The organism is Virgibacillus kekensis (assembly GCF_042654125.1).
Classification (GTDB): Bacteria; Bacillota; Bacilli; order Bacillales; family Amphibacillaceae; genus Lentibacillus; species Lentibacillus kekensis.
In genome coordinates, this window is the sequence record NZ_JBHSFU010000014.1 from 63,409 (window position 1) to 88,645 (window position 25,237).

The window sequence follows — 25,237 nt, forward strand, 5'->3', positions numbered from 1 at the left end:
CGTAAAGTATTATTCAAACTCCAATTTCCTTTTGCACTTATAACTTTACCCTTTATCGGAATAAAATGCAAGTCAAAAGGTAAAAAAAATATTTTATTTTTTCCTGCACTGTTGAATTATGACAAGTATATTGATAAAATATTTCCTTGCAAGATTATAAAAGAATAATCGACTACCAAACATTTATATCTTGCAAATATGAATGATAGGTGGTAATAAAATGGAAAACAGTAAGGAATATCGTGTATTACTGTATTACAAGTATGTCGAGATTGATGATCCTGTTGAGTATGCAGCAGATCACCTTGACTTCTGTAAGGATCTCGGTCTTAAAGGAAGAATTCTCGTCGCCCATGAAGGCATCAACGGGACCGTATCGGGTACTGTTGAACAAACGAATAAATATATCGAGACGATGCATAATGATCCACGTTTTGCCGATATGACGTTCAAAGTGGATCCGCATGAGGGACATGCATTCAAGAAAATGCACGTACGTCCTCGGGAAGAACTGGTAACCCTTCGTCTGGATGATGATATCAATCCAAACGAAACAACAGGTAAATACTATTCCCCTAAAGAGTTTTATGAAGCGATGCAGGATGAAAATACAGTGGTTCTAGATGCACGAAATGATTACGAATATGATGTCGGTCATTTCCGCGGAGCAATCCGTCCGGACATCGAATCTTTCCGCGAACTACCTGAATGGGTAGAGAAAAATAAGCATCTTATTGAAGGAAAACGTATTCTGACGTATTGCACAGGTGGAATTCGCTGTGAAAAATTCTCCGGTTGGCTGGTTAAAGAAGGATTTGAAGATGTTGCCCAGCTGCATGGGGGAATTGTCACATATGGTAAAGACCCTGAAGTTCAGGGAGAACTCTGGGATGGAAAATGCTATGTTTTTGACGAGCGTATCTCCGTACCAGTTAATCAAAAAGAACACGTTGTAGTCGGCGTGGATTATTTTGATGGTGAACCATGTGAGCGCTATGTAAATTGTGCTAACCCTGAATGTAACAGACAAATGCTTTGCTCTGAAAAGAATGAGCATAAATATATGCGAGGCTGTTCACATGAATGCCGTGTAAGTCCTCGAAACCTGTATGTACAGGAGCATAATCTCTCAGCAGAAGAAGTTGAGGAAAGACTTAAGCGCATTGAAGAAGAGAACACAAAAATGGAAGCATAATGAAAGGCAGGCGATTAATCGCCTGCCTTTTTTTGGTTTTTTATCGTCGTAAGTACAGCTTAGCCATTCGTCATCAAACTTGTACTCCAAAGTATAAGGGATTCATTAAAAGCATTACGCTTTTGAAGAATCCCTAAAAGAAATGGCAAGTTTTCTATCATGAAACCTGCTCTTTCACTTTATCGGATCTGCCACGAATAACCTGCAATGTGGTCATTACAGCAAAGATTGCCAGACCAATTAGAGAGTATGTGATATCCGGATAAACGAGCAGCAAACCTCCAATTATCAAGACAATCCGCTCAATCCAATTAACATCTGTTATAAAGTAACCTATCATGCTTGCACTTATAGCTGCCATTCCAAGCAGCGATGTAACAATTGCTATCGAAACATTGAGCGTATTTGCATCACCCTGCAGCAGCAGAATTGGCTGGGATACAAACATATACGGAATGATGAAAGCGGCAATCGCAAGCTTAACAGCTGTCACCCCAGCTTTCATCGGATTTGCCCTAGCTATACCAGCCCCTGCATACGCAGCAAGACAAACCGGCGGTGTAATATCAGCAACTATTCCGAAATAGAACACAAACATATGAACAGCAATAACCGGCACATCAAAAGCAAGTAGTGCAGGAGCTGCCATTGTAGCAGTTACAACATAGTTTGCAGTAGTAGGAAGTCCCATTCCAAGGATTATACAAGCAACCATTGTAAAGAACATTACAAGGAAGAACTGACCTTGTGCCAGGTCGATAATTCCGCCGGCAATCTTAGGCCCAAGCCCTGTGGTTGTTACTGTACCAGCAATAATACCTGCTGTCGCACAGGCAGCAATAACAGGTAGAGCTGTTCTTGCGCCTTCTTCGAGCAGTTTTATAATTCCTTTAAAGGACAGCCGGGTATCTTTCCGGAAAAAACTGATAACAAATGCAACCGCAATTGCGAATAATGCTGCGAAGGTCGGTGTGTAACCCACAAGCAGGAAACCAATTATGATTACCAGAGGAGCAAACAAATCAAGCCGTTTAACCAGATTTTTGATTTTAGGCAATTGTTCTTTACTTAGACCCATGATTCCAAGCTTTCTTGCTTCAAAATGTGTACCTAGAAAAACACCTGAGAAGTAAAGGACTGCTGGAATAATAGCAATTACGATTATTTCGTTATAAGGTATACCAGTATACGAAGCCATGATAAAAGCCGCAGCACCCATGATAGGTGGCATAAGCTGCCCACCAGTTGACGCAGACGCTTCTGTTGCAGCAGCAAAATGAGGTTTAAACCCTGCGTTTTTCATCATCGGAATTGTGAATGACCCGGACCCTACTGTATTCGCTACAGAGCTTCCGCTTACCATTCCTTGCAGGCCACTTGCAGCAACAGCTGCCTTGGCCGTACCACCCGTATATTTACCCGTTAATCTTAAGGCGATATCGTTAAAAAACTGCCCGATGTTTGTCTTAACCAGGATAACTCCGAAGAATAAGAATAGGTATATATACGTGGATGAAATTTGAATAGGGATACCAAAGATGGAGCTTGAACTAAAGAACATTTCTGTAGCTAATGAAGCCCAGTCATAACCAGCGTGACCGATTACCGGGATGTATTGACCGAAGAGTCCATACAATAAAGCGGCAATTGCAATTATTACAATTGGCAATCCCACTACACGGCGGGTTGCCTCAAGCAACAGAATTATCCCTGCCGTTGCTATAATCTGATCCATCTGTGTGAACCCGAAGATGATTGCTTCGTTAATCAATCGCTCATAATTCAAAACGATATAATAGTTCGTGTAAAAAGCAGCAAGCGCAAGTAATGCATCATACCAAGGTACCCCTCGCCGTTTTGTCATCGAGGGTTTAATTGGATAGAGCAGATAAACCAGACTCAATCCTGCACCGAGGTGGAGAGCACCCTGAATCATCGAAACATAGGCACCATAATAAGCTGTATATAACTGGAAAATGGTTAACGCGCCACCTAGTATTAACGTTATCCAGCCCCACGGCCCGAGGTTAGTACGGAAAGCACTTTCCTTGTCATATTTAGCCATCAGTTCATGTTTGTCTACTTCTTTTGTGTCTTGTATAGCCAAATACCTTCCCCTCCATTCTTACAGTTGACCCATTGAGGTGAAAGAACCGGACAAATTGTCCGGTTCTTTCTGTTATTCAATGACGCCAATCTCTTTAAAGTATTTCTCCGCACCAGGATGCAATGGCAATTCATCAGGCACCCCAGTCAGCGCACTTTCTTTTGTAATCATATTCGCCTGAGCGATTGTCATATCACCTGTTTTTTCAAACAGTGTCTTAGTCATCTGGTAAGCAAGATCTTCACTTACCTGTTCAGTGGATCCAAGCAGAAGTGCCATTGCAGTAATTGTCTGTACTGGCTCATCCTGCCAATCGTATGTGCCCGGCTCAACAGTGTAAGCTTCATATTGGCTCTGGTCAACTACTTTCTGAAGTGCATCTCCTTCAATATCAAGGAATTTAACTTCACCAGTAGCGCTTGCAAGCTCATCGGTAGTTGAAGATGGTACCCCTACAACAGCAAATGATGCATCAATGGTACCATTCTGCAATTTACTCTTAGCATCTCCAAAGCCTTCTTCATATGCCTGATAATCGCCTTCTTCAATTCCATATGCGCTTAGAACCATTTCTGCTGCTTCACGGGTAGCTCCACCTGGAGGGCCGATAGCAACTTTTTTGCCTTTCAGATCTTCAATAGATTCGATTCCAGTGGATTCAAGTGTTACAACCTGAAGTGCCTCTGGATATAATGAAGCGATAACGCCTACATTTTTAATCTCTTTTCCTTCGAAAGAACCAGCTGAATTCACAGCGTTAATCATGGTTGTGTTCTGTGCAATACCAAGCTGGAAATCGCCAGATTCAATCTTGGCAATGTTCTCGACTGAAGCGCCCGATTCTACTGAACTGACATCAAAGCCTTCCACGTCGATGTTGTCTGTCCAAAGATTTGCCATTTCTCCGCCAAGTGGGTAATAAACCCCACCAACACTACCGGTTCCCATCGTCAGATTAGTCTTAGTTCCTTGAGAATCTCCGCCGCCGGAACCACCTGAATCTCCAGAACCTTCTTCACCGCCGCCGCCACATGCACTCAGTACCATGGCAATGGCAAGAAATAGTACAAATGAAAATAGTACTTTTTTAGACAAAGTAATGCCCCCTTTATAATTTTTTATTTAAACCATAAGTAAATGGGCCATATGGTTTAAAACGTGATACCCACGTTCTCTGTAAGAAAAGAAAACGTTTTATTATGTAATTTTAACTTTAATTCACCAATTGTTCAAGTTACAAGACAAGCGTTCCGATATTTTCCCAGGACGTCAATATTTTGACACTTGCTTCTTAATGTTGCTATTATTTGGTAAAAGGGAGGCTGTTACCTATTAATGTTTATGATTTTTCCGCCGAAACAATAACCGGAGAAACGAAATCGCTGAAAGATTACAAGGGAGAAGTACTTTTAATTGTTAATACTGCAAGCGAATGCGGATTCACCCCGCAGTTTGATGGGTTGCAAAAACTTCACGATGCCTATCATCCACAGGGATTCGAAGTGCTTGGCTTTCCATGCAATCAGTTTAATGAGCAGGACCCCGGATCTGACGAAGAAATCCAGTCCTTTTGCCGGAAACACTATGGCGTGACATTTCCTATGTTCAGTAAAGTTAATGTAAAAGGTGACAATGCGCACCCACTTTTCGTTTATTTGACTGAGCAGGCTAAAGGCATACTGACTAAGCAAATCAAATGGAATTTCACTAAGTTTCTCGTGGATAGAAATGGTGAGGTTATCGAGCGCTATGCCCCACAAACAAAACCGGAAAGTCTGCAAGAAGATATCGAAAATGCACTTAATAAAACAACCACCTGAGGGGCTAATTTGCTCTTCAGATGGTTGTTTTTATTAGTCAGTTTAAGGTTTCACTCGGCAAATGGTGCTCTATAGCAAAAAACTTCTAAAGTATTTTAGCCAGAAATTCTTTTGCACGGTCTGTTTTCGGGTTATTGAAGAAAAGTTGTGGTTCTCCTTCCTCCATTAGTTTCCCCTCATCAAGAAACATAATTCGATCAGCAACCTCCCTCGCAAATCCCATTTCATGTGTGACAATCACCATTGTCATCCCAGTATTCGCGAGATCCTTCATCACATCCAAAACTTCTTTGACCATTTCTGGATCTAATGCTGAAGTGGGCTCATCAAAAAGCATGGTCGCCGGTTCCATCGCAAGGGCCCGAGCTATTGCAACTCGCTGCTTCTGACCGCCGGAAAGACGATTTGGATATGCATCCAGTTTGTCACTCAACCCTACTTTGCTGATTAATCCGCTGGCTATTTCTTCTGCATCTTTTTTGTTTGTATTCTTCACCTTTTGCGGCGCATAAGATACATTTTCCAATACAGTCATATGAGGAAACAGATGAAAATGTTGAAATACCATACCAATTTGCTCACGTACTGCAAGTTTGTTCACTTTTGGAGCAGTAATTTCTTCTTCATTAATCCAAATATGTCCTTTTGTTGGTTCCTCGAGTAGGTTCAGACACCGCAGGAAGGTGGATTTACCAGAACCAGATGGGCCAATTACAGCAACCACTTCTCCCTCATTAATAGTTGTGGATATATCCTTCAGTACAGTGTTTTTGCCAAATTTCTTTGTAATGTTTTCCACCTTAATCACTTTGTCTGAGCCTCCGTTCTACGACTTTTCCTAGCGATGTCAGAATATATACAAGAACCCAATAAACTAGCCCGGCAAACAATAATGGCTCGAAGTTTCGATATATATCCGATCCAACAATCTGTGCACGACGCATGAGATCGAGATAGCCAATCACTGATACAATCGCGGATTCTTTGGTCAATGTAATGAATTCATTCATTAAAGCCGGTAAGATATTTTTAAGAGCCTGCGGTAAAATAATATTCAGCATCATTGGTTTATAAGGTACTCCAAGGGCCTCAGCCGCCTCGGTTTGACCACGATCCACAGCTAGAATACCGGCCCGGATTATCTCCGAAACATACGCTGCTGAATTGAGTCCGAATGCCAAAATAGCTGAAAGAAAAGCCGTTATGTCATACCCGGTCAACTGCGGTATTGCAAAGTAAATAAGCATTAACTGTAAAATTAGAGGTGTACCGCGGAAAATCGAAGTATACGCATCAGCTAGCCACTTTAGGAATGGGGTCTTGGTTATTTTACATAGAGCGAGAAGCGTTCCTAGAACTAAACCTATAAAAATAGATATGATTACAAATTTTAATGTTGCCAATATCCCTTCAAGCATGAAAGGAATATAAGGCACGATTTGGGTGAAATCCAAATTCATGCCTTAACACCTCATTTCATTAGTTGTATTTTTTACTGGGAATCTTTAAGCCACTTATCTTTCAGTTCCTGGAGTTTCCCGTTCTCTTCCAGTTTCTTAAGTACCTTGTTTACATCATCAACAAGGTCACTGCCCTTTGGAAATGCGATACCCATACCTGGTGAACTTGATGTTGGGTCGTCAAATCCAGCAAGTCCCTGCTCTTCAATGTACCCAACTGCCACCGTCTTATCCATGTAAGCAACATCAACACGGTTGGATTTCAATTCCTGAATTAGTACGCTTGAATTATCCAGTTTCTTTACTTCAAAGCCATACTTCTCGCTCAGCTTCTCGGCACCTTCTTCCTGAATCGTACCAAGCTGCACACCAACTGTTTTTCCTTTTAAATCTTCCAGACTTTTAATGGTAGAGTCAGGCTGACTGATGAACATTTCACCTGAATGATTATACTCGGTTGAGAACTCCACATTTTTCTTACGTTTCTCAGTAGCACTCATACCTGCCATAACAAAGTCCACACGACCAGCCTGCAGTGCTCCTATAAGGCCGTCAAATTTCATATCTTCAATTTCAAGTTTATACCCTAGCTCTTTGGCAATAATATGAGCCAGGTCTATATCAAATCCTTCAAAGTTACCCTGCGGATCGCGTGATTCAAAAGGTGGAAAGTCAGCAGATGTCGCCATCTTAAGAACCTTCTGCTCCTCCGATGCCTCCGCACTACCTTCGTTACCTTCTCCATTACCGCCACATGCTGCAAGAACCATAATGATTGCAAAAACAACTAGTTTACCAAAAATTTTCATCTCGTTCGCTCCCCTTTTTTTATTTATAATCTATTAGTAGTCTTTCTGAATTCAAGCTTAACTTTATTCAACAAATCATCGTCGATCAGTAGATCATAACCCGTTTGGGCAAGGGCTAGGGCCCCATTGGAAATTGCCTTATGCCCTGATTCGGTGACTGTTCTATCCGCAAATTCTTTAGTATGGGCTATCAGGCCCTCTTCACCAAGTCCAATATATGGGTGAATTGCGGGTACTACCTGACTGACATTCCCCATATCAATTGAGCCATATCCCTGTTTCGCGGAATAAACGGGCAGCGGATCAACAGATTTCAGATTTTCCGTGAACGCCTTCGATAAAGAGGAATTGGTGATCATATTGTCATAGCTTAATTCATAGTTTGATATTTCAAGTTGAGCACCCGTCATCAACGCTGCGCCTTCCGCAATTTTTTTCACCTTTCCTGCAACTTCATTTAATGTAGAACGCTCCCCAGCCCGGACATAGAATCTGGCAACTGCATAGTCGGGAACCACATTTGCTGCTTGACCTCCCTCTGAAATAATTCCATGAACCCGGATGTCCTGTGACAAATGTTCGCGTAATGCATTAATTCCATTAAACAATTGTATAACTGCATCCAGCGCATTTATTCCTTTCTCAGGCGACGCTGCCGCATGTGAGGATTTGCCGGTATATGCAAATTGAATTGCATCCATTGCCAGCGATTCTCCGCTTTCATACGATTGATCGGATGGGTGAAGAATCATTGCTGCATCAATACCTTCAAATGTCCCTTCATCACTCATCGGTACCTTTGCGCCGTTTGTTTCTTCGGCTGGTGTACCCAGCACAACTACTGATCCGCCGGTTTCCTGAACAAGTTTACTGAGGGTAACACCCGCTCCAGCACTCGTTGTTCCGATAATATTATGGCCACAGCCATGTCCCACGCCTGGCAGTGCATCATATTCAGCCAGATATGCAATGACAGGACCAGGTTTTCCACTATCGAAAGTGGCTTTAAAAGCAGTCGGCCGATTAACGATCCCTGTTTCAATCTGAAAGCCATGGTCTTTGAGGAATTTAGTGAGAAGTTCCATTGAGTTGAATTCCTGGTCGCCAAGCTCTGGATTGGCGTATAGGTGATCACTCATTGCCCATAGGTCATTCTCTATTTTTTTAATTTCCTCTTGTAATAACTCTTTCATATTTATTCACCTTTTTGTATATTTATTAGTTGATGTGTATATTTATACCATAGATTGATCGGTATGTGCAATGGTTTTTTGAAATTAGTTAAAAAAAAGGTGTTTTTGCGCATGATAGAAAATGCAGCGTGGTTAATTTGAGATGAGAAAGGCTGCTTCGCTGAATTATTGGATTGCGGCGCTGAATAATTGACAAATCATCCAATTAGCGCTGAATTAAAATAGTTTGTCTGCCTCGATCCAATTGGAAAAAACTATCTATCCGGGAATGGTCTCTTGTGAAATCGCCTGATTCGAAGCATTTTTCGCCTAGTAGTGCTTCAAAATCGCCTAATAAATACTTAATTTGAATTTTAGTTAAAATATATAAAAAATCGGATGCCGTTTTGGCATCCGATTTGAAATTAATATGCTTTTGCCCAATAAACCAATTCCTTAGCTTCTTTTCCACAGCAGACACAATGATCTGCCACTTTCTCCTGTTCAAACGGGATACAACGGGACGTAGCACTGGTTTCTTCCTGAATTTTATCTTCACATGCTTCTTCACCACACCACATTGCCTTAATGAACCCTGGGGTTTCCTCAAGGACTTTGCTGAATTCTTCCATATTCGTGGCAGTAAAGGTTCTTTCATTTCGGTGCTCAAGCGCCCGGTTATATAAATTCTGTTGGACTTCATCAAGCAGTTTTGGCAAACGATCTTCTACCTCACTCAGCTTAACGAATTCTTTTTCACCGGTATCACGGCGGACAAGTACAACTTGTTCTTTCTCAATATCTTTCGGTCCCATTTCCACACGGACAGGGATTCCTTTCATCTCATATTCATTGAACTTCCAGCCTGGCATCTTATCACTGCCATCAATATCCACACGGGCAACATTTTTCAGTTTATCCCGCAGGTCATATGCCTTGTCGAGTACACCTTCTTTATGCTGAGCGATAGGTACAATCATGGCCTGTGTTGGAGCAATGCGTGGCGGAACAACAAGCCCACGGTTGTCGCCATGAACCATGATTAATGCTCCCATAATCCGGGTGGAAAGCCCCCAGGAAGTCTGATGTACATGCTGGCTTTCACCATTTTCATCCAAATAAGTAATATTAAAAGCTTCTGCAAAACCGGATCCGAAATGGTGGGAAGTCCCAGACTGCAATGCCTTTCCGTCATGCATCATCGCTTCGATGGTTAACGTATATTTAGCTCCGGCAAATTTTTCGCTCTCCGTTTTACGGCCGCGAATAACCGGGATAGCCAGATATTCTTCTACAAGATCTGCGTACACGCCGAGCATCCGGTCTGTTTCATTTGATGCGTCTTCATCGGTAGCGTGCGCTGTATGTCCTTCCTGCCAATGGAATTCAGATGAACGCAGGAATGGACGGGTTGTTTTCTCCCAGCGTACAACGTTACCCCACTGGTTATAAAGTTTTGGGAGATCACGATACGAATGAATATTTTTCGAATAATATTCACAAAACAGCACTTCGGAAGTCGGGCGTACCGCTATTCGTTCCGCAAGCTCTTCTTCGCCGCCATGTGTAACCCATGCCACTTCAGGCGCAAATCCTTCCACATGGTCTTTTTCCTTCTGAAGCAAGCTTTCCGGAATAAATAATGGAAATGATACATTGGAATGACCGGTAGCCTTTATCATATTGTCGAGCTCATCTTTGACATTTTCCCAGATGGCATACCCGTACGGCTTAATGATCATTGTACCCTTTACTTGTCCATAATCAACCAGTTCTGCCTGCTTCACCACATCGGTATACCATTGTGCGAAGTCATCTTCCATTGCGGTGATCTTTTCAACGAATTGTTTGTTCTTTTTACCCATGCTTTACACCTCACTATAATTTTTTTCCATATAAAAAAGCCTCCATCCTGTAAGGGACCGAGGTCTGGTGGTACCACCCTTGTTTACAGAGGAAACTATCACTCTGTACACTTAAACGGATAACGGCCGTGAACCGCGCAAATTTAAATGCGAACTCAGAGGCAGGTTCCCACTTGTGTCTCTGGAAATTTTCAGCAGCCATTTCCTCTCTGAGAAAGACATTCAAGAAGTACTGATCCTCATCAACGTTTACGTATATTATATTTTTTAATATATAGAGATGTGCGGGCAAAGTCAAGGCAGGTAGCTGTTGTTGGAAGAGTTTTGGTCATATATGTAAAAAAACCCGCTGGTATACATTATAAACCAGCGGATTTTCGGTATACCTGTAAGCATGTCCAGCTTCCGAAAACTTTTTAGCCCAGGCGTCATTAATTGCTGACTTTAACGGTATGCGCCTCACCATGTTTTCGTACGCCTGCATGGTATGTTGGGCCGACTGTATCCGTATAGGAAAATCCATATGCAATGGCGGTTGTCACAAAGCTTTTCGCTGCATGGACTGCCTCAACTACAGAATAGCCTTTCGCTATATACGCGGTAATAGCAGCGGAATAGGTACACCCTGCACCGCTCGTGTGTTCAGTATCAATACGTGGGACAGAGAATGTCGTAATTCTTTTACCGTCGTACAAGACATCAACCGCATCACCGGCAAGCCTTCCACCTTTAACAAGGACATTCGCGGGTCCTAATTTATGAAGGTCGACTGCTGCCTGCCGTAAATCATCGACATTTTCCAGATTTCTGCCGTTTAACAATACAGATGCTTCCGGCATGTTTGGTGTAATGATCGATGCATCGGGTATAAGTTCTTTTTTTAACGCATCAATCGCATCGTCAGCGAGCAGTTTGGAGTTCATTTTGCCGATCATGACAGGATCAACCACTAAAGTATCACCTGAATCAGCTATTAAATCAGCAACACATTCGATGACTTCTTTTGAAAATAACATCCCTAACTTAATCGCTTCAATGCCCACTTGTTTATTGGCAGTAGCAAACTGTGCTTCAATTGCTTCTTGTGTCTGCATGTGAACATTCTTACCGGTCTCCGGATGCTTTGCAACCAATGCTGTCACTACACTCATGCCATACACGTCAAGCTCCTGGAATGTTTTCAAGTCTGCCTGAATTCCGGCACTACCACCGGCGGCAGACCCTGCAATCGTTAGTACTCTTGGTGGGTAATTCATGCTAAAAAATCCTTTCTGTCATACTAAATCAAAATAACTACAAAGAACCAGACAATCATCAGCAGCTGGATCAGTACTTTAGCCACCGCACCGCCAAGGAACCCAATCAGGGAACCAATAGACGCCCGCAGTGCATCCTGAACTGTTTTCCGTTGAATCATCTCAATAGCAAACACTGCAACGAACGGTACAATCAATATGCCAAATGGCGGAATAATGAAGGAACCGACAATGACAGCGACCGCTGCACCGCGCTCTCCCCATTTACTCCCCCCATATTTTTTCACAAAATAACTGTTGGCAATCATATCGGAAACAATCAGCAGAACAGTCAGAATTGCCATGGCAATCCAGAATAAAGCGGTCAATTCCTCACCGTTGACTACAAAATGGTACAGCAGATAACCGATCCAGATCACTAGCGGCGAGGGTATAATCGGGAATACAATCCCGACAAAACTTAAAATAAACAGGGCGATAATAAGCACCCACATAATAATATCGAGCATTTAAATCCTCCATCTATCACTTTTTTCGGAACATAGTTGAGAGTTTCGTCTCTGTCCTCATACGTATACGTTTGAAATTCTCCATATGTTTCATAATACTTAACACCGATAATAGCACAACAACCATTGCTGGTTCGATTCCAAAGAATATATACGTCGTGACAAGGAAGGAAATATACATAAATAGTACCCCGATTACCAGATAATCGGTTGACAGTGTGAACAGCAATAAAATACCGATTCCGATAAGAGCAATCTTCCAGTCAATCGCCAAAAGGACGCCCACCAGCGACGCTGTACCCTTTCCCCCGCTGAACTTCATGGTTACCGGATAATTGTGCCCAAGAATAATAAACAGGGCAGTTATATAAACGAGTAATGTTTGTCTTTCTCCTTCAATACCCTGACCATTTAAAATATAAAGTACCAGCAGAATTGCCAATGTTGCTTTAAAAATATCGATAAGTGCGACCAGTATTCCAAATTTCCATCCAAGAATAATAGTAGTATTGGATGCCCCGGAATTCTTGACCCCTTCATTTTTAATATTAATCCTTTTACATTTACCAATAATCTGGGAGCCGTGGCAGCATCCGAATAGATAACCAATAAGACTGACTATGAAAAAAAACACCTTTTCATCCCCCTCTTGGTTTATTTTATAGTCAATCCCTCACCACATCAACTTCATTCATTAAAAAATTTAGATAACTTTTACTAATGGGAGCAATCGTATTCTAAGAAATAGTAATGCGGAGAATGGTATAATTATGGAAGAAACTCATGCGGGGGAGACATGACAAATTGAGACGATACGCCACAGACTTTACAGCCTGGGGAATTCTTATTCTGCTGGTGATTGTGCTGCTTCTAGTTTTCAGCCAGCGGGAAAGCCGTTATAAAGATTTGGGAGATGATGCACCACTTCCCGATAAACTGAACCCCGTTGTGGAAGAGAAAATGGATAAGCTTGTTCAAAGGGCTGCTGATAAAGGGATTGAGATTGTAATTACCGAAACAGTTCGCTCTAAAATAGAACAGAATGAACTGTACGCAAAGGGAAGAACTGCTGATGGGAGTGTGGTGACGTATGCAAGGGGTGGTGAGTCCTACCATAACTACGGGCTTGCATTTGACTACGCACTCAGGAATAAAGACGGCGAACTGATCTGGGATATAAATTATGATGGTAATGGGAATGGTAAACCTGACTGGTTTGAAGTTGCTGAAATTGCAAAAGATCTTGGATTTGAATGGGGCGGCGACTGGAGTCGTTTTAAAGATTATCCGCACCTGCAGATGGATTTCGGACTGAGTATCCGACAGCTGCAAAACGGACTGCGCCCCAAGCATGAAAAGAAGGATGATCCTAAGTAATGTGATATAATGAATTTATTCTTAATTCAAGATAAATTGAATTAACATGGAGGGTGTTTATATGGAATTAAAAGGAATCCACCATGTGTCTGCCATTACGGCAAATGCAAAAAATAACTATCAATTTTATACGGATGTGCTGGGTATGCGCTTGGTAAAGAAAACAATCAATCAGGATGACCCGTCCGTCTATCATTTATTCTATGCGGATGAAATAGGCAATCCGGGTACAGACCTGACTTTTTTTGAAATCCCCAACGCAGGCAACACTTACCCTGGATTCAGCAGTATTTCCGGCACTTCTTTAAGAGTTCCTGACGACCGGGCTTTGGAATACTGGGAAAAACGGTTGGATGAACACCAAGTCGATCATGATGGCATCTCGGAGCAATATGACAGGAAAGTGATACATTTCCGGGATCCAGAGAAGCAACGGTTAACGCTAATCTCAGATGAAACAAACACCGGTGTCCCAGGAGGGCAGCCTTGGAAAGATAGCAGTGTGCCTGCGGATAAGGGGATTATCGGACTTGGGCCGTCCAAACTGACAGTCCAAAACCCTGAACCAACCATTCACGTATTGACTAACGTACTAACATTCAAAAAAACGAGCAGTTATCCGTCTCCAATAGAAGGACAGGAAGATATCCAGGTATATACAACTGGAGAAGGCGGCACTGGAGCTGAGATTCATTTGGAAATCCGGAACGACCTGACAAGAGAACGTCCGGGACGGGGCAGTGTACACCATGTAGCTTTCCGGGTAGAAAATGAAGCAGAACTTGCTGAATGGCGGAAAAAGCTGCAATCAGAACGATTACCTAATTCCGGACTGGTTGACCGCTACTATTTTAAATCCCTGTATTTCCGTGAACCTAATGGAATTTTGTTCGAACTTGCAACCGATGGACCTGGTTTTGCAACAGATGAGGATCCTGAGTTTCTCGGTGAATCCCTGGCACTTCCACCTTTCTTCGAGGATCGACGGAAAGAAATCGAAAATAATCTTAACCCCCTTAATACAAAACGACCACACTGATTACTTTGTGTGGTCGTTTTTAACTTGCTGTTCATTCTTGCCCTCTTTTTCTTCATCTTCACCCGGCATTGGGTCAACTGTATGCTTATACGCATATCCTTTTGATATAGCTGCCAATGTAAGAAGAAGAACAACCAGCATGATGGAAACAGCAATAATGATTTGTGTTGTCATTCTTAAACCCCTTAATTTTTTGTATTCGCAAATGGCTTAATTATACCATAGACAGCCTCGGTAAATGGCAACGAAATTCCCTTGGTTCTTGCCATGCGGAGTGCCCCGCCGTGAAGATGATCGAGCTCAAGGGGCAGTCCTTTACGTCGGTCCTGGTGCATGGAAGACGTCGCTTCATACCCAAACCCCTTTACCTGTTCCTTTGCCTGCTCCACATTATGGTCATCCAAGTTAGTACCATAGCTATTTGCTAGCTGTTTCATCTCTATCAGGATGTTTTCCGCGACGTATAAGGTCTCTTTCTGATCGCGTATCGGCCCGATTGGCAGGTCGACTGCAGTCGTGATTCCAGAGAGCGCGTTGATGAACATATATTTTTTCCATAACTCTTTTAAAATGTCGTCGCTTTTGATCGGTTCAAAGTTTGCCGTCCCGGAGAGTTCCAGCAAACGGTCACAGATATCATTCTGTTTCCGCTCCAGGGGGCCGAATATTAACCGATCAAAATCACTTGTATGCTCAATATTACCTTCTTCATTCAGAGTTGCAGCAATAAATGCAAGACCACCAAGGACACATTCTTTTCCCAAGCTTTCTTGAAGAACGTTAATGTGTTCAATCCCATTAAGGACCGGCAGTATATATGCTCCTTTATCAGCAAGAACTTTCAGGCTTTCAAGCGTTCCTTCTAGGTGATAGCCCTTTACACTGACAAATACCACATCCGGGTTTTCAATTTCTACTGGACTGGTTGACACCCGTGGTTCTTCCAATAAGTAGTCACCTCTTGTACTGATCACCTTCAACCCCTGATTACTGATTTGTGCGGCTCGTTTTTCCCGCACTAAAAAAGTCACTTTTGCACCTGCTTCCTCCCAGCGTGCGCCAAAATACCCACCAAGGGCTCCAGCACCTAGAACGACAATATGCATGCAATTCCCCTCCGTTTCGGTCTTTATCCCTTATGTTACCCCGTTTCCTGTCTATATGTCCATAATAGATTTCAATATTCCGTAATTTTCGGAAATTATAACAAATTTTGAGGAAACCAAAGAAATATATAATATATCCAAGCATATCTTTGTGTACAAAAGGTATTGGTAACTTGTTCACTTAATATGCAGGTTTATTCCAAATTATCAAATAATATTGCGTTTGAACCAATAAGAAATACCCTATAATATTAAAGTATGACTGTTTGAACAGAATTTTCCCCTAATTCCTGCCTTGCCTAATTCTTAGTAAAAAAGTCACATAACACGTTCTTACATTTGGCATTGTCAAAACGCCAAACAATTTTACTTAATTTTATTAACACACTTTATTCTCAGTTGGGTATAGATAGAATTTATGAGAATAGAGTTCAGGTAAACAAGTTCTTCGCATTGTCGAAGGCTTTTAAGTTTACCAAAAAAAACTGAATGGGAGGTCTTTTAGGAGATGAAGAAATTATTATTTGCTTCAATCATTTTTCTTTCCGTAATAATGCTTGCTGCATGCGGATCAGGAGAATCCAGCGACGGTGGCAGCAATGGTGAAGGCGGTGGCGAAGGTGAAGGAAACAAACTTGCACAGCTGAAAGAAGAAGGCGTTGTACAGGTTGGGTTCGCCAATGAAAAACCGTATGCATATCAGGAAGACGGGGAGTTAAAAGGGGCAGCAGTTGATATTGCAGAAGCAGTTTTCGCAGAAATGGGAATTGATACTGTAGAAGGTAAGCTTGCTGATTTCAGTCAGCTGATCCCTGGTCTTAATGCTGGTAAATTTGACGTTATTACAGCAGGTATGGCAATCAACCCTGACCGTTGTAAAAACGCTGACTTCGGTGAACCGGAAATGATGTATGGTGAAGGACTTGTTGTAAAAAAAGGTAACCCGCTTGATCTGCACAGCTATGAAGATATCGCAGAAAAAGATGCTACAGTGTCCATTATGCAGGGTGCCACTGAAATTGAATATGTTAAAGAGTCTGGTGTAAGTAAAGATCAGATTCAGTCTGCATCCGATATTCCAGCTACATTTTCAGCAGTAGCGTCTGGACGTGCCGATGCTACAACAGCTACTGAAATGTCACTTAAGATGGCACTGGAATCATCAGATCAGGACCTTGAATTTGTAACAGACTTTGAACAACCTGAGATTAAAGGTATTCCAAGTTATGGCGCTGCAGCATTCCATAAAGACAATGACGATCTTCGCGAAGCATACAACGAGCAACTTGCTAAGTTGAAAGAAGACGGCACAGTTAAAGAACTTTTAGAAGCTAATGGATTCAGTGCAGAAAATAACTCCGTTCCTGAAGATATTACAACCAAAGGAGTTTGCAGCGGCGAACAATACTAATACGCTGATTAAATAACATTGGCTCCATAGGGTCTGGCTCCCTCACCCAGGGGGTCTGACCCTATACTTATGCAAAAAATATAATTTCATAGAAACTTGGTATCTGGAATCTCAAAAGGCGTACAATGCTTTTTTACAGATCCCCTTACATTATGGAGTTTAGTATTAATAATTTCTGCCAAAAAAAGGAGTGATTACCATCGATGCAATAGCGGAAATTTTTCCCGTATTGTGGAAGGGTGTGGAAATTACAGTAACTGTAATGCTTGCCTCAGTTGTTTTCGGCTATCTGATGGCATTTATTGCAGGTTTCTGTCGTTTATCAAGTAATCCAATCCTTCGAAATTTAACGGCTTTTTATGTAGAGGTTTTCCGTGGAACATCACTGATTGTTCAGCTTTTCTGGCTTTATTATGCGTTGCCGATTCTTTTCGGAATTGAAATTAACAGTAATTTCTGGGCTGGTGTTCTGGCAATATCACTGAACTATGGTGCATATATGTCGGAGATAGTGCGCAGTTCCATTCTTGCTGTATCTAAAGGACAGTCGGAAGCTGCTACAGCATTGAATATGTCACGCTTCCAGCGCATGAGATTCGTTATTTTTCCTCAGGCGGTCAGAATGATGCTCCCGGAATTTGGCAACTACCTAATTCTGATGCTGAAATCCACGTCACTGGTATCCTTGATAGGTATGACCGATATTCTATATTACGGTGATATCCTCCGGAGTTCCGACCTGTCACAGGCACCAACCGTTTATTTCTTAGTTCTTGTATTCTATTTCATTCTGGCACTTCCATTAATCGGACTCACCAAGAAAATGGAAAAGATGTCCAAGAAAGGGGTGGCTAGCCAATGAATAGCGGTAATTGGAATTGGGATGTATTCATGGAATCTTTCCCTGTAATTTTAGACGGACTTGGGATAACATTAGGCCTAACAGTTGCTTGTTATTTGTTCGCATTGATAGTAGGCTTTTTCTGGACAGTGATTGCCCGAATGCCAATTAAACCAATCCGATGGTTACTACTTTGGGTTATGGAGTTCATCCGCTCTACTCCACCACTTGTTCAGTTATTCTTCATATTTTATGCTTGGCCAATGGTACCAGTCATTGGTGTAACGCTCGATCCGTTCACAAGTGCAGTTTTAGGGCTTGGTCTGCATTACAGTACGTATGTCGGAGAAGTATATCGTTCCGGAATCGAAAGCGTAGACAAGGGTCAGTGGGAAGCCGCGCGAGCACTGAACTTCTCAACCGGAAAAAAGTGGACTAAAATTATAATTCCACAGGCAATCCCGCCAACCATCCCGATGCTAGGAAACTATTTAATTATTATGTTCAAGGAAGTTCCTTTGGCATCAACCATCGGGGTACTTGGAATCCTTGCACTTGCAAACGATTATGGTGCCCAGCACTGGAGATACCTGGAACCGCTGACTATCGTAGCTATTCTGTTCTTAGTATTAAGTTACCCGTCAGCACTGCTTGTAAACAAACTTGAGCGGAAATTCAACCGCCGCTTTGACAAAAAAGCACTCTCAGAAAGCTAAGTAAACAAAAGAAGAAAAGGAGCAGTGAAGCGATGACTGAACCTATCGTTAGATATAATGATGTCCACAAATCTTTTGGCGATGTGGAAGTACTGAAAGGAATCAATCTAGATATTATGCCCGCTGAAAAAGTAGCTGTAATTGGGCCAAGTGGTTCGGGTAAAACAACCATTATCCGTATGCTTATGACCTTAGAACAGCCTACATCGGGCACAATTATAGTGGATGGCAAAAATTTATGGCATATGGAAAAGAACGGTGAACTTGTACCAGCTAATGAAAAACATCTCCGCCAGGTACGTGGGGATATCGGTATGGTGTTTCAGCACTTTAACCTGTTTCCGCATATGACTATTCTGGAGAATTGTATGACTGCACCTATTAACGTGCAGAAAGAAGATAAAGCTTCTGCGAAGAAACGATCTATTGAGATGCTTGAAAAGGTTGGCCTCGGTGAAAAGTTAGATAACTATCCAAGTCAGCTTTCAGGCGGTCAGAAACAGCGTGTAGCCATGGCCCGGGCCCTTGTAATGCGTCCGAAAATCATGCTTTTTGATGAAGTTACCTCAGCACTTGACCCGGAACTGGTCGGTGAGGTTCTCGAAGTTATTCGTGATATTGCCAAAGAGGGCGAAATGGCGATGGTACTCGTTACCCACGAAATGGACTTCGCACGTGACATAGCTGACCGTGTTCTGTTCTTGGATAATGGCGTAATCGCCGAGCAGGGCCCACCGCAGCAAGTATTGGAGAATTCAACAAACGAACGCCTCCGAAGCTTCCTGCATAGATTCAGAGCATAATTGAATTTATCTTTGAACACAGCGGCTGGGACAAAAGTGTATAACTCATATAACAATCCGAACTATCTTATGAAAATAAGGTAGTTCGGATTGTTCTGTTAGGTTAACTTCGTATAAACTATAAACTGCGAGATAACAGCGTAGCTTCGCTCTGGCAGAATACTTGCTTTCACCACTCCGGGTGCAAGTCCAACATCTGTTCAAGCTAAAGCTTTCACAGTGTTTCCATTGCCGCCGGGCAACGCTTCAACTTCCTCGGAAGAAGACCACTTCCTCCGGGATTTTCAGCTGTTGCTTCGACGAACAGGACGTTCTAGTACCGGCGTTGGTCACAGGACGTGACCGGTTTTAGCCGGTGACCCGCAGGAGTCGACTACCCTACGCTCCAATCAACGCCTAGTTAGCGAAGCAGGTTTATGTAGACTTCAGTGCAAGCCTAATGGAATTATGCCAAATTCAACAAGCGTAAGCAATACGCGTAGACTCCTGTGGAACAACGAGCCTAAGAGACCCCACAGTGAGCGGTTTTGGCGAACGAGGAGGCTCGTGGTGAGTCCACGGAAAGCGAAGAGTATTGCTGAAGCGGTTTCCTAGTATTATATAAATTCACTACGTCGCAGTTTATATCAACTTTGAAATAAAGAGCCGTAAACATTCAAGTACGTTTACGGCTCTTTCCTATTACTTCGGGTCTTCACCGATAATTTTTACCTCGCGTTCAAGACTTACCCCGAATTTCTCTTTTACTGTATTTTGAACATGGTGAATCAAGCCAATATATTCTTTAGCTGATGCACCATCCTTATTGACGATGAATCCGGCATGTTTCAGTGAAACCTGGGCACCGCCAATCTGTGTACCCTGCAGCCCGCTGTCCTGAATCAGTTTTCCGGCAAAATAACCCGGCGGACGTTTAAACACACTGCCACATGATGGATATTCAAGCGGTTGCTTCGATTCCCGCTTAAACGTTAAATCATCCATCATTGCCTTAATTTCATCATAGTTTCCTTCTTTCAAGGAAAAAGTAGCCTCCACCACAATATAGCCTCTATCCGGAATATTACTTGAACGGTATTCCAGATCGAGTTCATCGGCAGATAATGAGAGCAAATCACCATTACGGTCGACAACTTTTGTGCTCTCCAGGACATCCTTTATTTCGCCGCCATAAGCGCCGGCATTCATGAAAAGTGCCCCTCCGACTGACCCTGGTATCCCACAGGCGAATTCAAGTCCTGTCAGTTTTTTACCCAGTGCCTCCCGGGAAACATCTATTATTCTGGATCCGCTCTGCGCCACAATTGTTGTTTCATTTGTCTGGATGCTTGCCAGGCGGTTAAGATTCATAACAATGCCCCGGATACCTCCGTCTTTTACAATCAGATTGGAGCCATTTCCAAGCAATGTGAAAGGTATATCTTTTTCATTTGATAATTTAACAATCTGCTGAACCTGTTCATATGTTTCAGGTGTTACAAAAAAGTCGGCTTTTCCGCCCAGTCGTGTATACGTATGATTTCTTAACTGTTCATCCACCATCACATTTTTCACGGTAGCTATTGCTGTTAAATCATCGTACACATGATGATAGTTCACCACAAAATCATTCCTTTAACTATTATTAATGTCTGACCTCTGCTAGGGGCTCTGCGAGAAAATCATGAATCAGCTTATCAACCCGCATATCCTCATGCATCTCACTATGCCCCAGTGTTCTGTCAGCTATCATTATTTCCGTTAATTGGTCCTTATTTATGATACGCTTCAAGGTTTGGACACTTTCCGGTACAGCAACAGCATCTCCGGTACTGCCGATACTTAATACTTGCAGCGCATCAGGGACAGACTCTTTTCTTTTCCGCAAGCGGTCGAGCGCTCGTGAACCGGGCTGCAGATCAACCAATGCTTTTCCCCAGTTACGGTTGAAATAAAGTTTATTGTATACTCCATCAAATGGACTACCGATTGTGATAAGCTTTTCGACCTCCGGGAAATGGGTGCGATCCGCACGTTCCACGATATACTTAAGCGATACAAGTCCGCCCATCGAATGACCGACAAGGTTTACTGTATCTATTTCGTAGACAGATTTCATATGTGCCAATACCGATGCCAGCCATCTTGACGTGTCAGTCATGCTGGCCCGGGCGTCGTCAAATACTACCTGCACAAAGACAGGTTCTTTTTTCCCTTTGTTCAAATTGTAAACCTGCAGACGCCCTGCCTCATTTACCCGGTACACCAATGCCTTGTTTCCCCAATTATACTTATACTCAAACCTATCAAGCAATCTTCCGAATGAATTATGGGTTCCTTTGAAGCCGTGGACAAACACGGTCGGATTACCGGAAGCAGGTACTGACTTCGCTTCCTTTGGCAAATAAATAACAAAGATAATACCGATGAAAATGGCAAAAAGTGATACTGAATTTATAATACGATTCTTTTTCAACAAAACTGACCCCGCTTACTATTCCTTTTATCTTTCAGCTTTCTGTAATGTTTTCTGCTTCAGAATAAACCACGTAAAAAACATACCGATACAAACCAATAAAAATTTAATCCCGATAAGGGGAATAACAAACAGAATCGTATACCCCATGGATATCCACAGCAGAGTCACACTAATAATCTTAGCGCGGAGCGGTATCCCCTTCCCTGCCCGGTAATTTTCTATATAGGGACCAAAATATTTATTGGTGATCAGCCATTCATATAATTGTTCTGAACTCCGCACATAGCAGGCTGCAGCGAGTAGCAGTAGTGGCGTGGTCGGCAGCAGCGGAAGAACAATTCCCAGGAGTCCGAAAAACAGACTAACTGTTCCTGCGGCAATCAGAACGTATCGGGTTAAATTTTTCATGTTAGCACCAGCTATAGCTAAAATTTTTACAACGTTTATATTATATCATCATGGAACTTTCAGTGCCTTATTATTACAGAAAAATTGTGTCAGTTTTTTTAAGAACTAAAGCTTGCTGATGTCATGAAACTCCGGGTGCCCTGCATTATAGGTTGTTATATACTTGAAACCTATTTCTCTCAGCAGATCAAGTGAAGCTCGGAAATCGTATGCCAGAGTCGATTCAACATGTGAATCGGACCCAAGGGTGATAATTTCACCGCCGGATTCTTTATAGAGTCTGAGAATATCGGTGCTAGGCATACCATTTTCCATTCCATAACGTCTACCTGAAGTGTTCAGCTCTATCCCCTTCCCTTCAGGTATAATCACTTTAAAAATTTCGCGGATAACATCATGAAAATCATTTGTGCTGTCAAGCTTCCTGTAGCGCTTCACAAGATCAATGTGGCCGAGGATATTATAGTTTTTGAATTCCTTGACACACTGGAGGAGTTCACTATAGTACGCACGATATGAGTCCTCTACAGACCTGCCTTCAAAAAAACTTCCTGAATGAAGATCTTTACGCTGGGAAGTGTGCATCGAGCAAATAATAAAATCAAACTTCTCCTTATCGAGCAGGTTATTGTATCGCGGTATTAAATGTGGCTGGATTCCAATTTCAATCCCTTTTTTAATCTGTATTTGGCTTTGATAGGTATCCTGCATTCGAGTAATTTTTTCGTCATAATCCTTGAGGTCAAATTCGAATACGATTGATTCGTCCGGATAGTCATAATCAATATGTTCGGTGAAACAAATTTCTTTAAGCCCCAGTTCTATAGCCTCTTCAATTGTCCGCTCCATAGGTGTTTCACAATCTGCCGAAAAGTCACTGTGTATATGATAATCAAACATTTTTACTACATCCCTTCTGGTTGACATTATTTCTATTAATCTATACAATACAATATAACTTTAATTAAATAAAGCGGTAAAGTAATAAAGCATTGAAAGGAGTTAATCCTGTGCAGCAATATTTGCTAGATAGTTCAAAAGATACCAGTGTTGAAGACTTTCAGCGGCGGGATGAAATTATCTCTATCCTTAAGAGCCGCTTTTCCACATACGGGTACAAACAGGTCCGAACTACAGCCTTCGAATATTATGATCTTTATTCGACCATTACAGGAACCATAAACAAAGATGAAATGATAAAAGTTGTGGATAGTTCAGGGAAAGTACTGGTACTCCGCCCTGATGTAACGATACCTATTACCCGGATGGTTGCAACGGGGAAAAGACAGGTGCCAGACCAGTCAAGGTTATTCTACGTACAGGATGTATTCCGCCAAACATACGAACAAATTGACAGAAAGGAAACCACGCAGGCAGGTATTGAATGCTTTGGGGCAAATACCCCTGAAACCGACGCTGAAATACTCGCGCTGGCCATCCATACATTGAAAGACCTGGGTTTTGATTCGTTCAAACTTGAGGTTGGGCATGCTGGTTTCTTCAGAGAACTTGTCAATGAGTTAAATCTTTCCTCAGGGAAAACCGAACAGCTGCAGGCATTAATTCAATCAAAAAATTTAGCTGAAATGGAGTCTCTCCTGGCAGGTCTTCCGGTTAAAAAAGAACTTGCCGATGCGGTATATGAGATTCCCATGTTATACGGGGACCCTGACAATGTACTAGGCAAAGCAGATAACCTTGCAGTCAATGAAACGATGAAACAGACCTTAACGAATCTCCGTGAGGTGTATAAGGTGCTGGAGGCCTATGGAGTTGAGGATTATGTTGTGTTCGATCTTGGGTTGATCAATAACATGAACTATTATACAGGGGTTATTTTTCAAGGATTTGTTGCCAGTCTTGGAAAACCAGTTCTTATGGGAGGACGTTATGACCGATTGGCTGAGGAATTTGGTGCGTCGATACCAGCAATCGGATTTGCCTGTGAAGTTGACAGCCTTCTTCAGGCAATAACTCCACAGACAGAACCTGAAACTGGCACAGAGATAGTTATTTATTACGATAACGCTAAGCAAAAATACGCATTGACCGCTGCAGGTTCCCTTCGAACGGCGGGTTACCCGGTGATCACCTCTTCACTGGAAAATACAGAAGATTGTAAAGCTGCTTTCGACTATCAAGTCTATTTTAAAGACGGAAAAAATCTACTCGTCAACGGTGACACGGAAAACGAGTTTACTAATGAGGAAGAATTGCTCAGTCTTATTGAGGAAGGGATGAAGAATACGTAAATGGATACTATCACCATAGCCCTTGCAAAGGGCAGAACCGCCGACAGTACGATCAGCCTGCTCGAGGAAGCAGGAATCCATTTCCCGGATTTCAGCCCTAAAAGCAGAAAATTAGTTTTTCATAATAACGACCGTTCCGTAAAACTGATTTTTGTTAAAGCAGTCGATGTACCGACATATGTGGAAAAAGGTGCTGCGGATATAGGTGTGGCTGGAAAAGATAATATCCTGGAATCCGAAGCAGACGTCTATGAGATTCTTGACCTGAAAATCGGAAAGTGCCACTTTGCTGTTGCAGGGAAGCCAGAAACAAGACTAGAAGGCTCCCAGCGTCTTACCATCGCATCCAAATACCCGACAGTGGCAATGAAGCACTTCCAAAAGAAAGGAATTCCTGCCGAGACTATTAAACTTAACGGATCAGTCGAGCTTGCTCCATTGATTGGATTGGCGGATGTCATCGTAGATATTGTCGAGACCGGTACTACTCTTCGGGAAAACGGACTTGAGGTAATCGAGGAGATTGAATCCATCAGCACACGACTGATTGTTAATAAAGCGAGTTTCACAACGCGGTCAGCAGCCATACATGAACTTATCAATAAATTAAAATCGGTAATGGAGAGATGATCA

The 25,237-nt window shown here is 42.3% G+C and carries 26 protein-coding genes and 1 other annotated feature; of the genes, 10 read left to right on the top strand and 16 right to left on the bottom strand.

The window, feature by feature from the left end:
- Positions 1 to 220: 220 nt before the first annotated feature.
- Positions 221 to 1,195: an oxygen-dependent tRNA uridine(34) hydroxylase TrhO gene (gene trhO / locus ACFO3D_RS17445; RefSeq protein WP_390299141.1), complete on the top strand. Its 975-nt coding sequence runs from the start codon at positions 221 to 223 to the stop codon at positions 1,193 to 1,195.
- A gap of 157 nt (positions 1,196 to 1,352) precedes the next feature.
- Here the strand turns inward: trhO and ACFO3D_RS17450 are convergent, their stop codons facing one another.
- The gene (locus tag ACFO3D_RS17450) at positions 1,353 to 3,260 is read right to left on the bottom strand and encodes a TRAP transporter permease (RefSeq protein ID WP_390299254.1); all 1,908 of its coding nucleotides are present in this window, start codon (positions 3,258 to 3,260) and stop codon (positions 1,353 to 1,355) included.
- A gap of 114 nt (positions 3,261 to 3,374) precedes the next feature.
- Complete coding sequence (locus tag ACFO3D_RS17455) at positions 3,375 to 4,397, bottom strand: TAXI family TRAP transporter solute-binding subunit (protein WP_390299144.1); 1,023 nt, start codon at positions 4,395 to 4,397, stop codon at positions 3,375 to 3,377.
- Between the two features lie 236 nt (positions 4,398 to 4,633).
- Between ACFO3D_RS17455 and ACFO3D_RS17460 the strand changes: the two genes are divergently transcribed.
- On the top strand, positions 4,634 to 5,122 hold the full coding sequence (locus tag ACFO3D_RS17460; RefSeq protein ID WP_390299257.1) for a glutathione peroxidase: 489 nt from the start codon (positions 4,634 to 4,636) through the stop codon (positions 5,120 to 5,122).
- An 85-nt stretch (positions 5,123 to 5,207) separates the two neighbouring features.
- On the opposite strand, the gene ACFO3D_RS17465 is transcribed toward ACFO3D_RS17460, so the two are convergent.
- The 8 genes from ACFO3D_RS17465 to ACFO3D_RS17500 all read right to left on the bottom strand — a co-directional run bounded on the left by ACFO3D_RS17465 (position 5,208) and on the right by ACFO3D_RS17500 (position 12,827).
- Positions 5,208 to 5,930, bottom strand: a complete 723-nt coding sequence (locus tag ACFO3D_RS17465; protein WP_390299147.1) for an amino acid ABC transporter ATP-binding protein — start codon at positions 5,928 to 5,930, stop codon at positions 5,208 to 5,210.
- Complete coding sequence (locus ACFO3D_RS17470; RefSeq protein WP_390299150.1) at positions 5,923 to 6,582, bottom strand: amino acid ABC transporter permease; 660 nt, start codon at positions 6,580 to 6,582, stop codon at positions 5,923 to 5,925. The genes ACFO3D_RS17465 and ACFO3D_RS17470 overlap by 8 nt, the downstream gene beginning before the upstream one ends.
- Before the next feature lie 32 nt (positions 6,583 to 6,614).
- On the bottom strand, positions 6,615 to 7,391 hold the full coding sequence (locus ACFO3D_RS17475; RefSeq protein WP_390299153.1) for a transporter substrate-binding domain-containing protein: 777 nt from the start codon (positions 7,389 to 7,391) through the stop codon (positions 6,615 to 6,617).
- Between the two features lie 23 nt (positions 7,392 to 7,414).
- A complete protein-coding gene (locus ACFO3D_RS17480; RefSeq protein ID WP_390299156.1) occupies positions 7,415 to 8,584 on the bottom strand; it encodes a M20 family metallopeptidase in 1,170 nt (389 codons plus the stop codon).
- A 404-nt stretch (positions 8,585 to 8,988) separates the two neighbouring features.
- On the bottom strand, positions 8,989 to 10,428 hold the full coding sequence (gene proS, locus ACFO3D_RS17485; protein WP_390299159.1) for a proline--tRNA ligase: 1,440 nt from the start codon (positions 10,426 to 10,428) through the stop codon (positions 8,989 to 8,991).
- A 49-nt stretch (positions 10,429 to 10,477) separates the two neighbouring features.
- Positions 10,478 to 10,683, bottom strand: a binding site (T-box leader).
- A gap of 176 nt (positions 10,684 to 10,859) precedes the next feature.
- Positions 10,860 to 11,684, bottom strand: coding sequence for a bifunctional hydroxymethylpyrimidine kinase/phosphomethylpyrimidine kinase (thiD, locus tag ACFO3D_RS17490; RefSeq protein WP_390299162.1), 825 nt, complete (start codon positions 11,682 to 11,684; stop codon positions 10,860 to 10,862).
- Positions 11,685 to 11,707: 23 nt separating this feature from the next.
- Positions 11,708 to 12,193, bottom strand: coding sequence for a DUF456 domain-containing protein (locus ACFO3D_RS17495; protein ID WP_390299164.1), 486 nt, complete (start codon positions 12,191 to 12,193; stop codon positions 11,708 to 11,710).
- 16 nt (positions 12,194 to 12,209) lie between these two features.
- A complete protein-coding gene (locus ACFO3D_RS17500; protein WP_390299167.1) occupies positions 12,210 to 12,827 on the bottom strand; it encodes a glycerol-3-phosphate acyltransferase in 618 nt (205 codons plus the stop codon).
- A gap of 170 nt (positions 12,828 to 12,997) precedes the next feature.
- Between ACFO3D_RS17500 and ACFO3D_RS17505 the strand changes: the two genes are divergently transcribed.
- Entirely contained in the window at positions 12,998 to 13,570 is a 573-nt protein-coding gene (locus ACFO3D_RS17505; protein ID WP_390299170.1) for a M15 family metallopeptidase, read from the top strand.
- Between the two features lie 61 nt (positions 13,571 to 13,631).
- Positions 13,632 to 14,609 carry a ring-cleaving dioxygenase gene (locus ACFO3D_RS17510; protein WP_390299173.1) on the top strand — a complete coding sequence of 326 codons (978 nt, stop codon included), beginning with the start codon at positions 13,632 to 13,634 and terminating at the stop codon, positions 14,607 to 14,609.
- On the opposite strand, the gene ytzI is transcribed toward ACFO3D_RS17510, so the two are convergent.
- Positions 14,610 to 14,783, bottom strand: coding sequence for a YtzI protein (gene ytzI / locus ACFO3D_RS17515; RefSeq protein WP_390299176.1), 174 nt, complete (start codon positions 14,781 to 14,783; stop codon positions 14,610 to 14,612).
- Between the two features lie 11 nt (positions 14,784 to 14,794).
- Positions 14,795 to 15,715 carry a ketopantoate reductase family protein gene (locus ACFO3D_RS17520; protein WP_390299179.1) on the bottom strand — a complete coding sequence of 307 codons (921 nt, stop codon included), beginning with the start codon at positions 15,713 to 15,715 and terminating at the stop codon, positions 14,795 to 14,797.
- Positions 15,716 to 16,223: 508 nt separating this feature from the next.
- Here ACFO3D_RS17520 and ehuB point away from each other — a divergent pair.
- The 4 genes from ehuB (at position 16,224) to ehuA (ending at position 19,486) form a co-directional block, all read left to right on the top strand.
- On the top strand, positions 16,224 to 17,126 hold the full coding sequence (gene ehuB, locus ACFO3D_RS17525) for an ectoine/hydroxyectoine ABC transporter substrate-binding protein EhuB (protein WP_390299182.1): 903 nt from the start codon (positions 16,224 to 16,226) through the stop codon (positions 17,124 to 17,126).
- Between the two features lie 199 nt (positions 17,127 to 17,325).
- Positions 17,326 to 17,988 carry an ectoine/hydroxyectoine ABC transporter permease subunit EhuC gene (ehuC, locus tag ACFO3D_RS17530; RefSeq protein WP_390299260.1) on the top strand — a complete coding sequence of 221 codons (663 nt, stop codon included), beginning with the start codon at positions 17,326 to 17,328 and terminating at the stop codon, positions 17,986 to 17,988.
- Complete coding sequence (gene ehuD / locus ACFO3D_RS17535; RefSeq protein WP_390299185.1) at positions 17,985 to 18,683, top strand: ectoine/hydroxyectoine ABC transporter permease subunit EhuD; 699 nt, start codon at positions 17,985 to 17,987, stop codon at positions 18,681 to 18,683. Before ehuC ends, ehuD begins: the two co-directional genes overlap by 4 nt.
- A 32-nt stretch (positions 18,684 to 18,715) precedes the next feature.
- Positions 18,716 to 19,486, top strand: coding sequence for an ectoine/hydroxyectoine ABC transporter ATP-binding protein EhuA (gene ehuA, locus ACFO3D_RS17540; RefSeq protein WP_390299188.1), 771 nt, complete (start codon positions 18,716 to 18,718; stop codon positions 19,484 to 19,486).
- Positions 19,487 to 20,167: 681 nt separating this feature from the next.
- On the opposite strand, the gene murB is transcribed toward ehuA, so the two are convergent.
- The 4 genes from murB to ACFO3D_RS17560 form a co-directional block, all read right to left on the bottom strand.
- Positions 20,168 to 21,028 (bottom strand): UDP-N-acetylmuramate dehydrogenase, encoded by an 861-nt coding sequence (gene murB / locus ACFO3D_RS17545; RefSeq protein ID WP_390299263.1) that lies wholly within the window; start codon positions 21,026 to 21,028, stop codon positions 20,168 to 20,170.
- Between the two features lie 82 nt (positions 21,029 to 21,110).
- Positions 21,111 to 21,941: an alpha/beta hydrolase gene (locus ACFO3D_RS17550; RefSeq protein ID WP_390299192.1), complete on the bottom strand. Its 831-nt coding sequence runs from the start codon at positions 21,939 to 21,941 to the stop codon at positions 21,111 to 21,113.
- A 27-nt stretch (positions 21,942 to 21,968) separates the two neighbouring features.
- Positions 21,969 to 22,352, bottom strand: a complete 384-nt coding sequence (locus tag ACFO3D_RS17555) for a YbaN family protein (RefSeq protein WP_390299195.1) — start codon at positions 22,350 to 22,352, stop codon at positions 21,969 to 21,971.
- A gap of 105 nt (positions 22,353 to 22,457) precedes the next feature.
- Positions 22,458 to 23,252, bottom strand: a complete 795-nt coding sequence (locus tag ACFO3D_RS17560; protein WP_390299198.1) for a histidinol-phosphatase HisJ family protein — start codon at positions 23,250 to 23,252, stop codon at positions 22,458 to 22,460.
- 110 nt (positions 23,253 to 23,362) lie between these two features.
- Between ACFO3D_RS17560 and hisZ the strand changes: the two genes are divergently transcribed.
- Complete coding sequence (hisZ, locus tag ACFO3D_RS17565) at positions 23,363 to 24,604, top strand: ATP phosphoribosyltransferase regulatory subunit (protein WP_390299201.1); 1,242 nt, start codon at positions 23,363 to 23,365, stop codon at positions 24,602 to 24,604.
- The gene (hisG, locus tag ACFO3D_RS17570) at positions 24,605 to 25,234 is read left to right on the top strand and encodes an ATP phosphoribosyltransferase (protein ID WP_390299204.1); all 630 of its coding nucleotides are present in this window, start codon (positions 24,605 to 24,607) and stop codon (positions 25,232 to 25,234) included.
- Positions 25,235 to 25,237 lie beyond the last annotated feature (3 nt).

Bases quoted from the DNA above. Each gene is read 5' to 3' on its own strand.
- trhO (WP_390299141.1), top strand. From the start codon at position 221: ATGGAAAACAGTAAGGAATATCGTGTATTACTGTATTACAAGTATGTC.
- ACFO3D_RS17450 (WP_390299254.1), bottom strand. From the start codon at position 3,260: ATGGCTAAATATGACAAGGAAAGTGCTTTCCGTACTAACCTCGGGCCG.
- ACFO3D_RS17470 (WP_390299150.1), bottom strand. From the start codon at position 6,582: ATGAATTTGGATTTCACCCAAATCGTGCCTTATATTCCTTTCATGCTT.
- ACFO3D_RS17475 (WP_390299153.1), bottom strand. From the start codon at position 7,391: ATGAAAATTTTTGGTAAACTAGTTGTTTTTGCAATCATTATGGTTCTT.
- ACFO3D_RS17480 (WP_390299156.1), bottom strand. From the start codon at position 8,584: ATGAAAGAGTTATTACAAGAGGAAATTAAAAAAATAGAGAATGACCTA.
- proS (WP_390299159.1), bottom strand. From the start codon at position 10,428: ATGGGTAAAAAGAACAAACAATTCGTTGAAAAGATCACCGCAATGGAA.
- thiD (WP_390299162.1), bottom strand. From the start codon at position 11,684: ATGAATTACCCACCAAGAGTACTAACGATTGCAGGGTCTGCCGCCGGT.
- ACFO3D_RS17495 (WP_390299164.1), bottom strand. From the start codon at position 12,193: ATGCTCGATATTATTATGTGGGTGCTTATTATCGCCCTGTTTATTTTA.
- ACFO3D_RS17510 (WP_390299173.1), top strand. From the start codon at position 13,632: ATGGAATTAAAAGGAATCCACCATGTGTCTGCCATTACGGCAAATGCA.
- ytzI (WP_390299176.1), bottom strand. From the start codon at position 14,783: ATGACAACACAAATCATTATTGCTGTTTCCATCATGCTGGTTGTTCTT.
- ACFO3D_RS17520 (WP_390299179.1), bottom strand. From the start codon at position 15,715: ATGCATATTGTCGTTCTAGGTGCTGGAGCCCTTGGTGGGTATTTTGGC.
- ehuB (WP_390299182.1), top strand. From the start codon at position 16,224: ATGAAGAAATTATTATTTGCTTCAATCATTTTTCTTTCCGTAATAATG.
- ehuD (WP_390299185.1), top strand. From the start codon at position 17,985: ATGAATAGCGGTAATTGGAATTGGGATGTATTCATGGAATCTTTCCCT.
- ehuA (WP_390299188.1), top strand. From the start codon at position 18,716: ATGACTGAACCTATCGTTAGATATAATGATGTCCACAAATCTTTTGGC.
- murB (WP_390299263.1), bottom strand. From the start codon at position 21,028: ATGGTGGATGAACAGTTAAGAAATCATACGTATACACGACTGGGCGGA.
- ACFO3D_RS17555 (WP_390299195.1), bottom strand. From the start codon at position 22,352: ATGAAAAATTTAACCCGATACGTTCTGATTGCCGCAGGAACAGTTAGT.
- ACFO3D_RS17560 (WP_390299198.1), bottom strand. From the start codon at position 23,252: ATGTTTGATTATCATATACACAGTGACTTTTCGGCAGATTGTGAAACA.
- hisG (WP_390299204.1), top strand. From the start codon at position 24,605: ATGGATACTATCACCATAGCCCTTGCAAAGGGCAGAACCGCCGACAGT.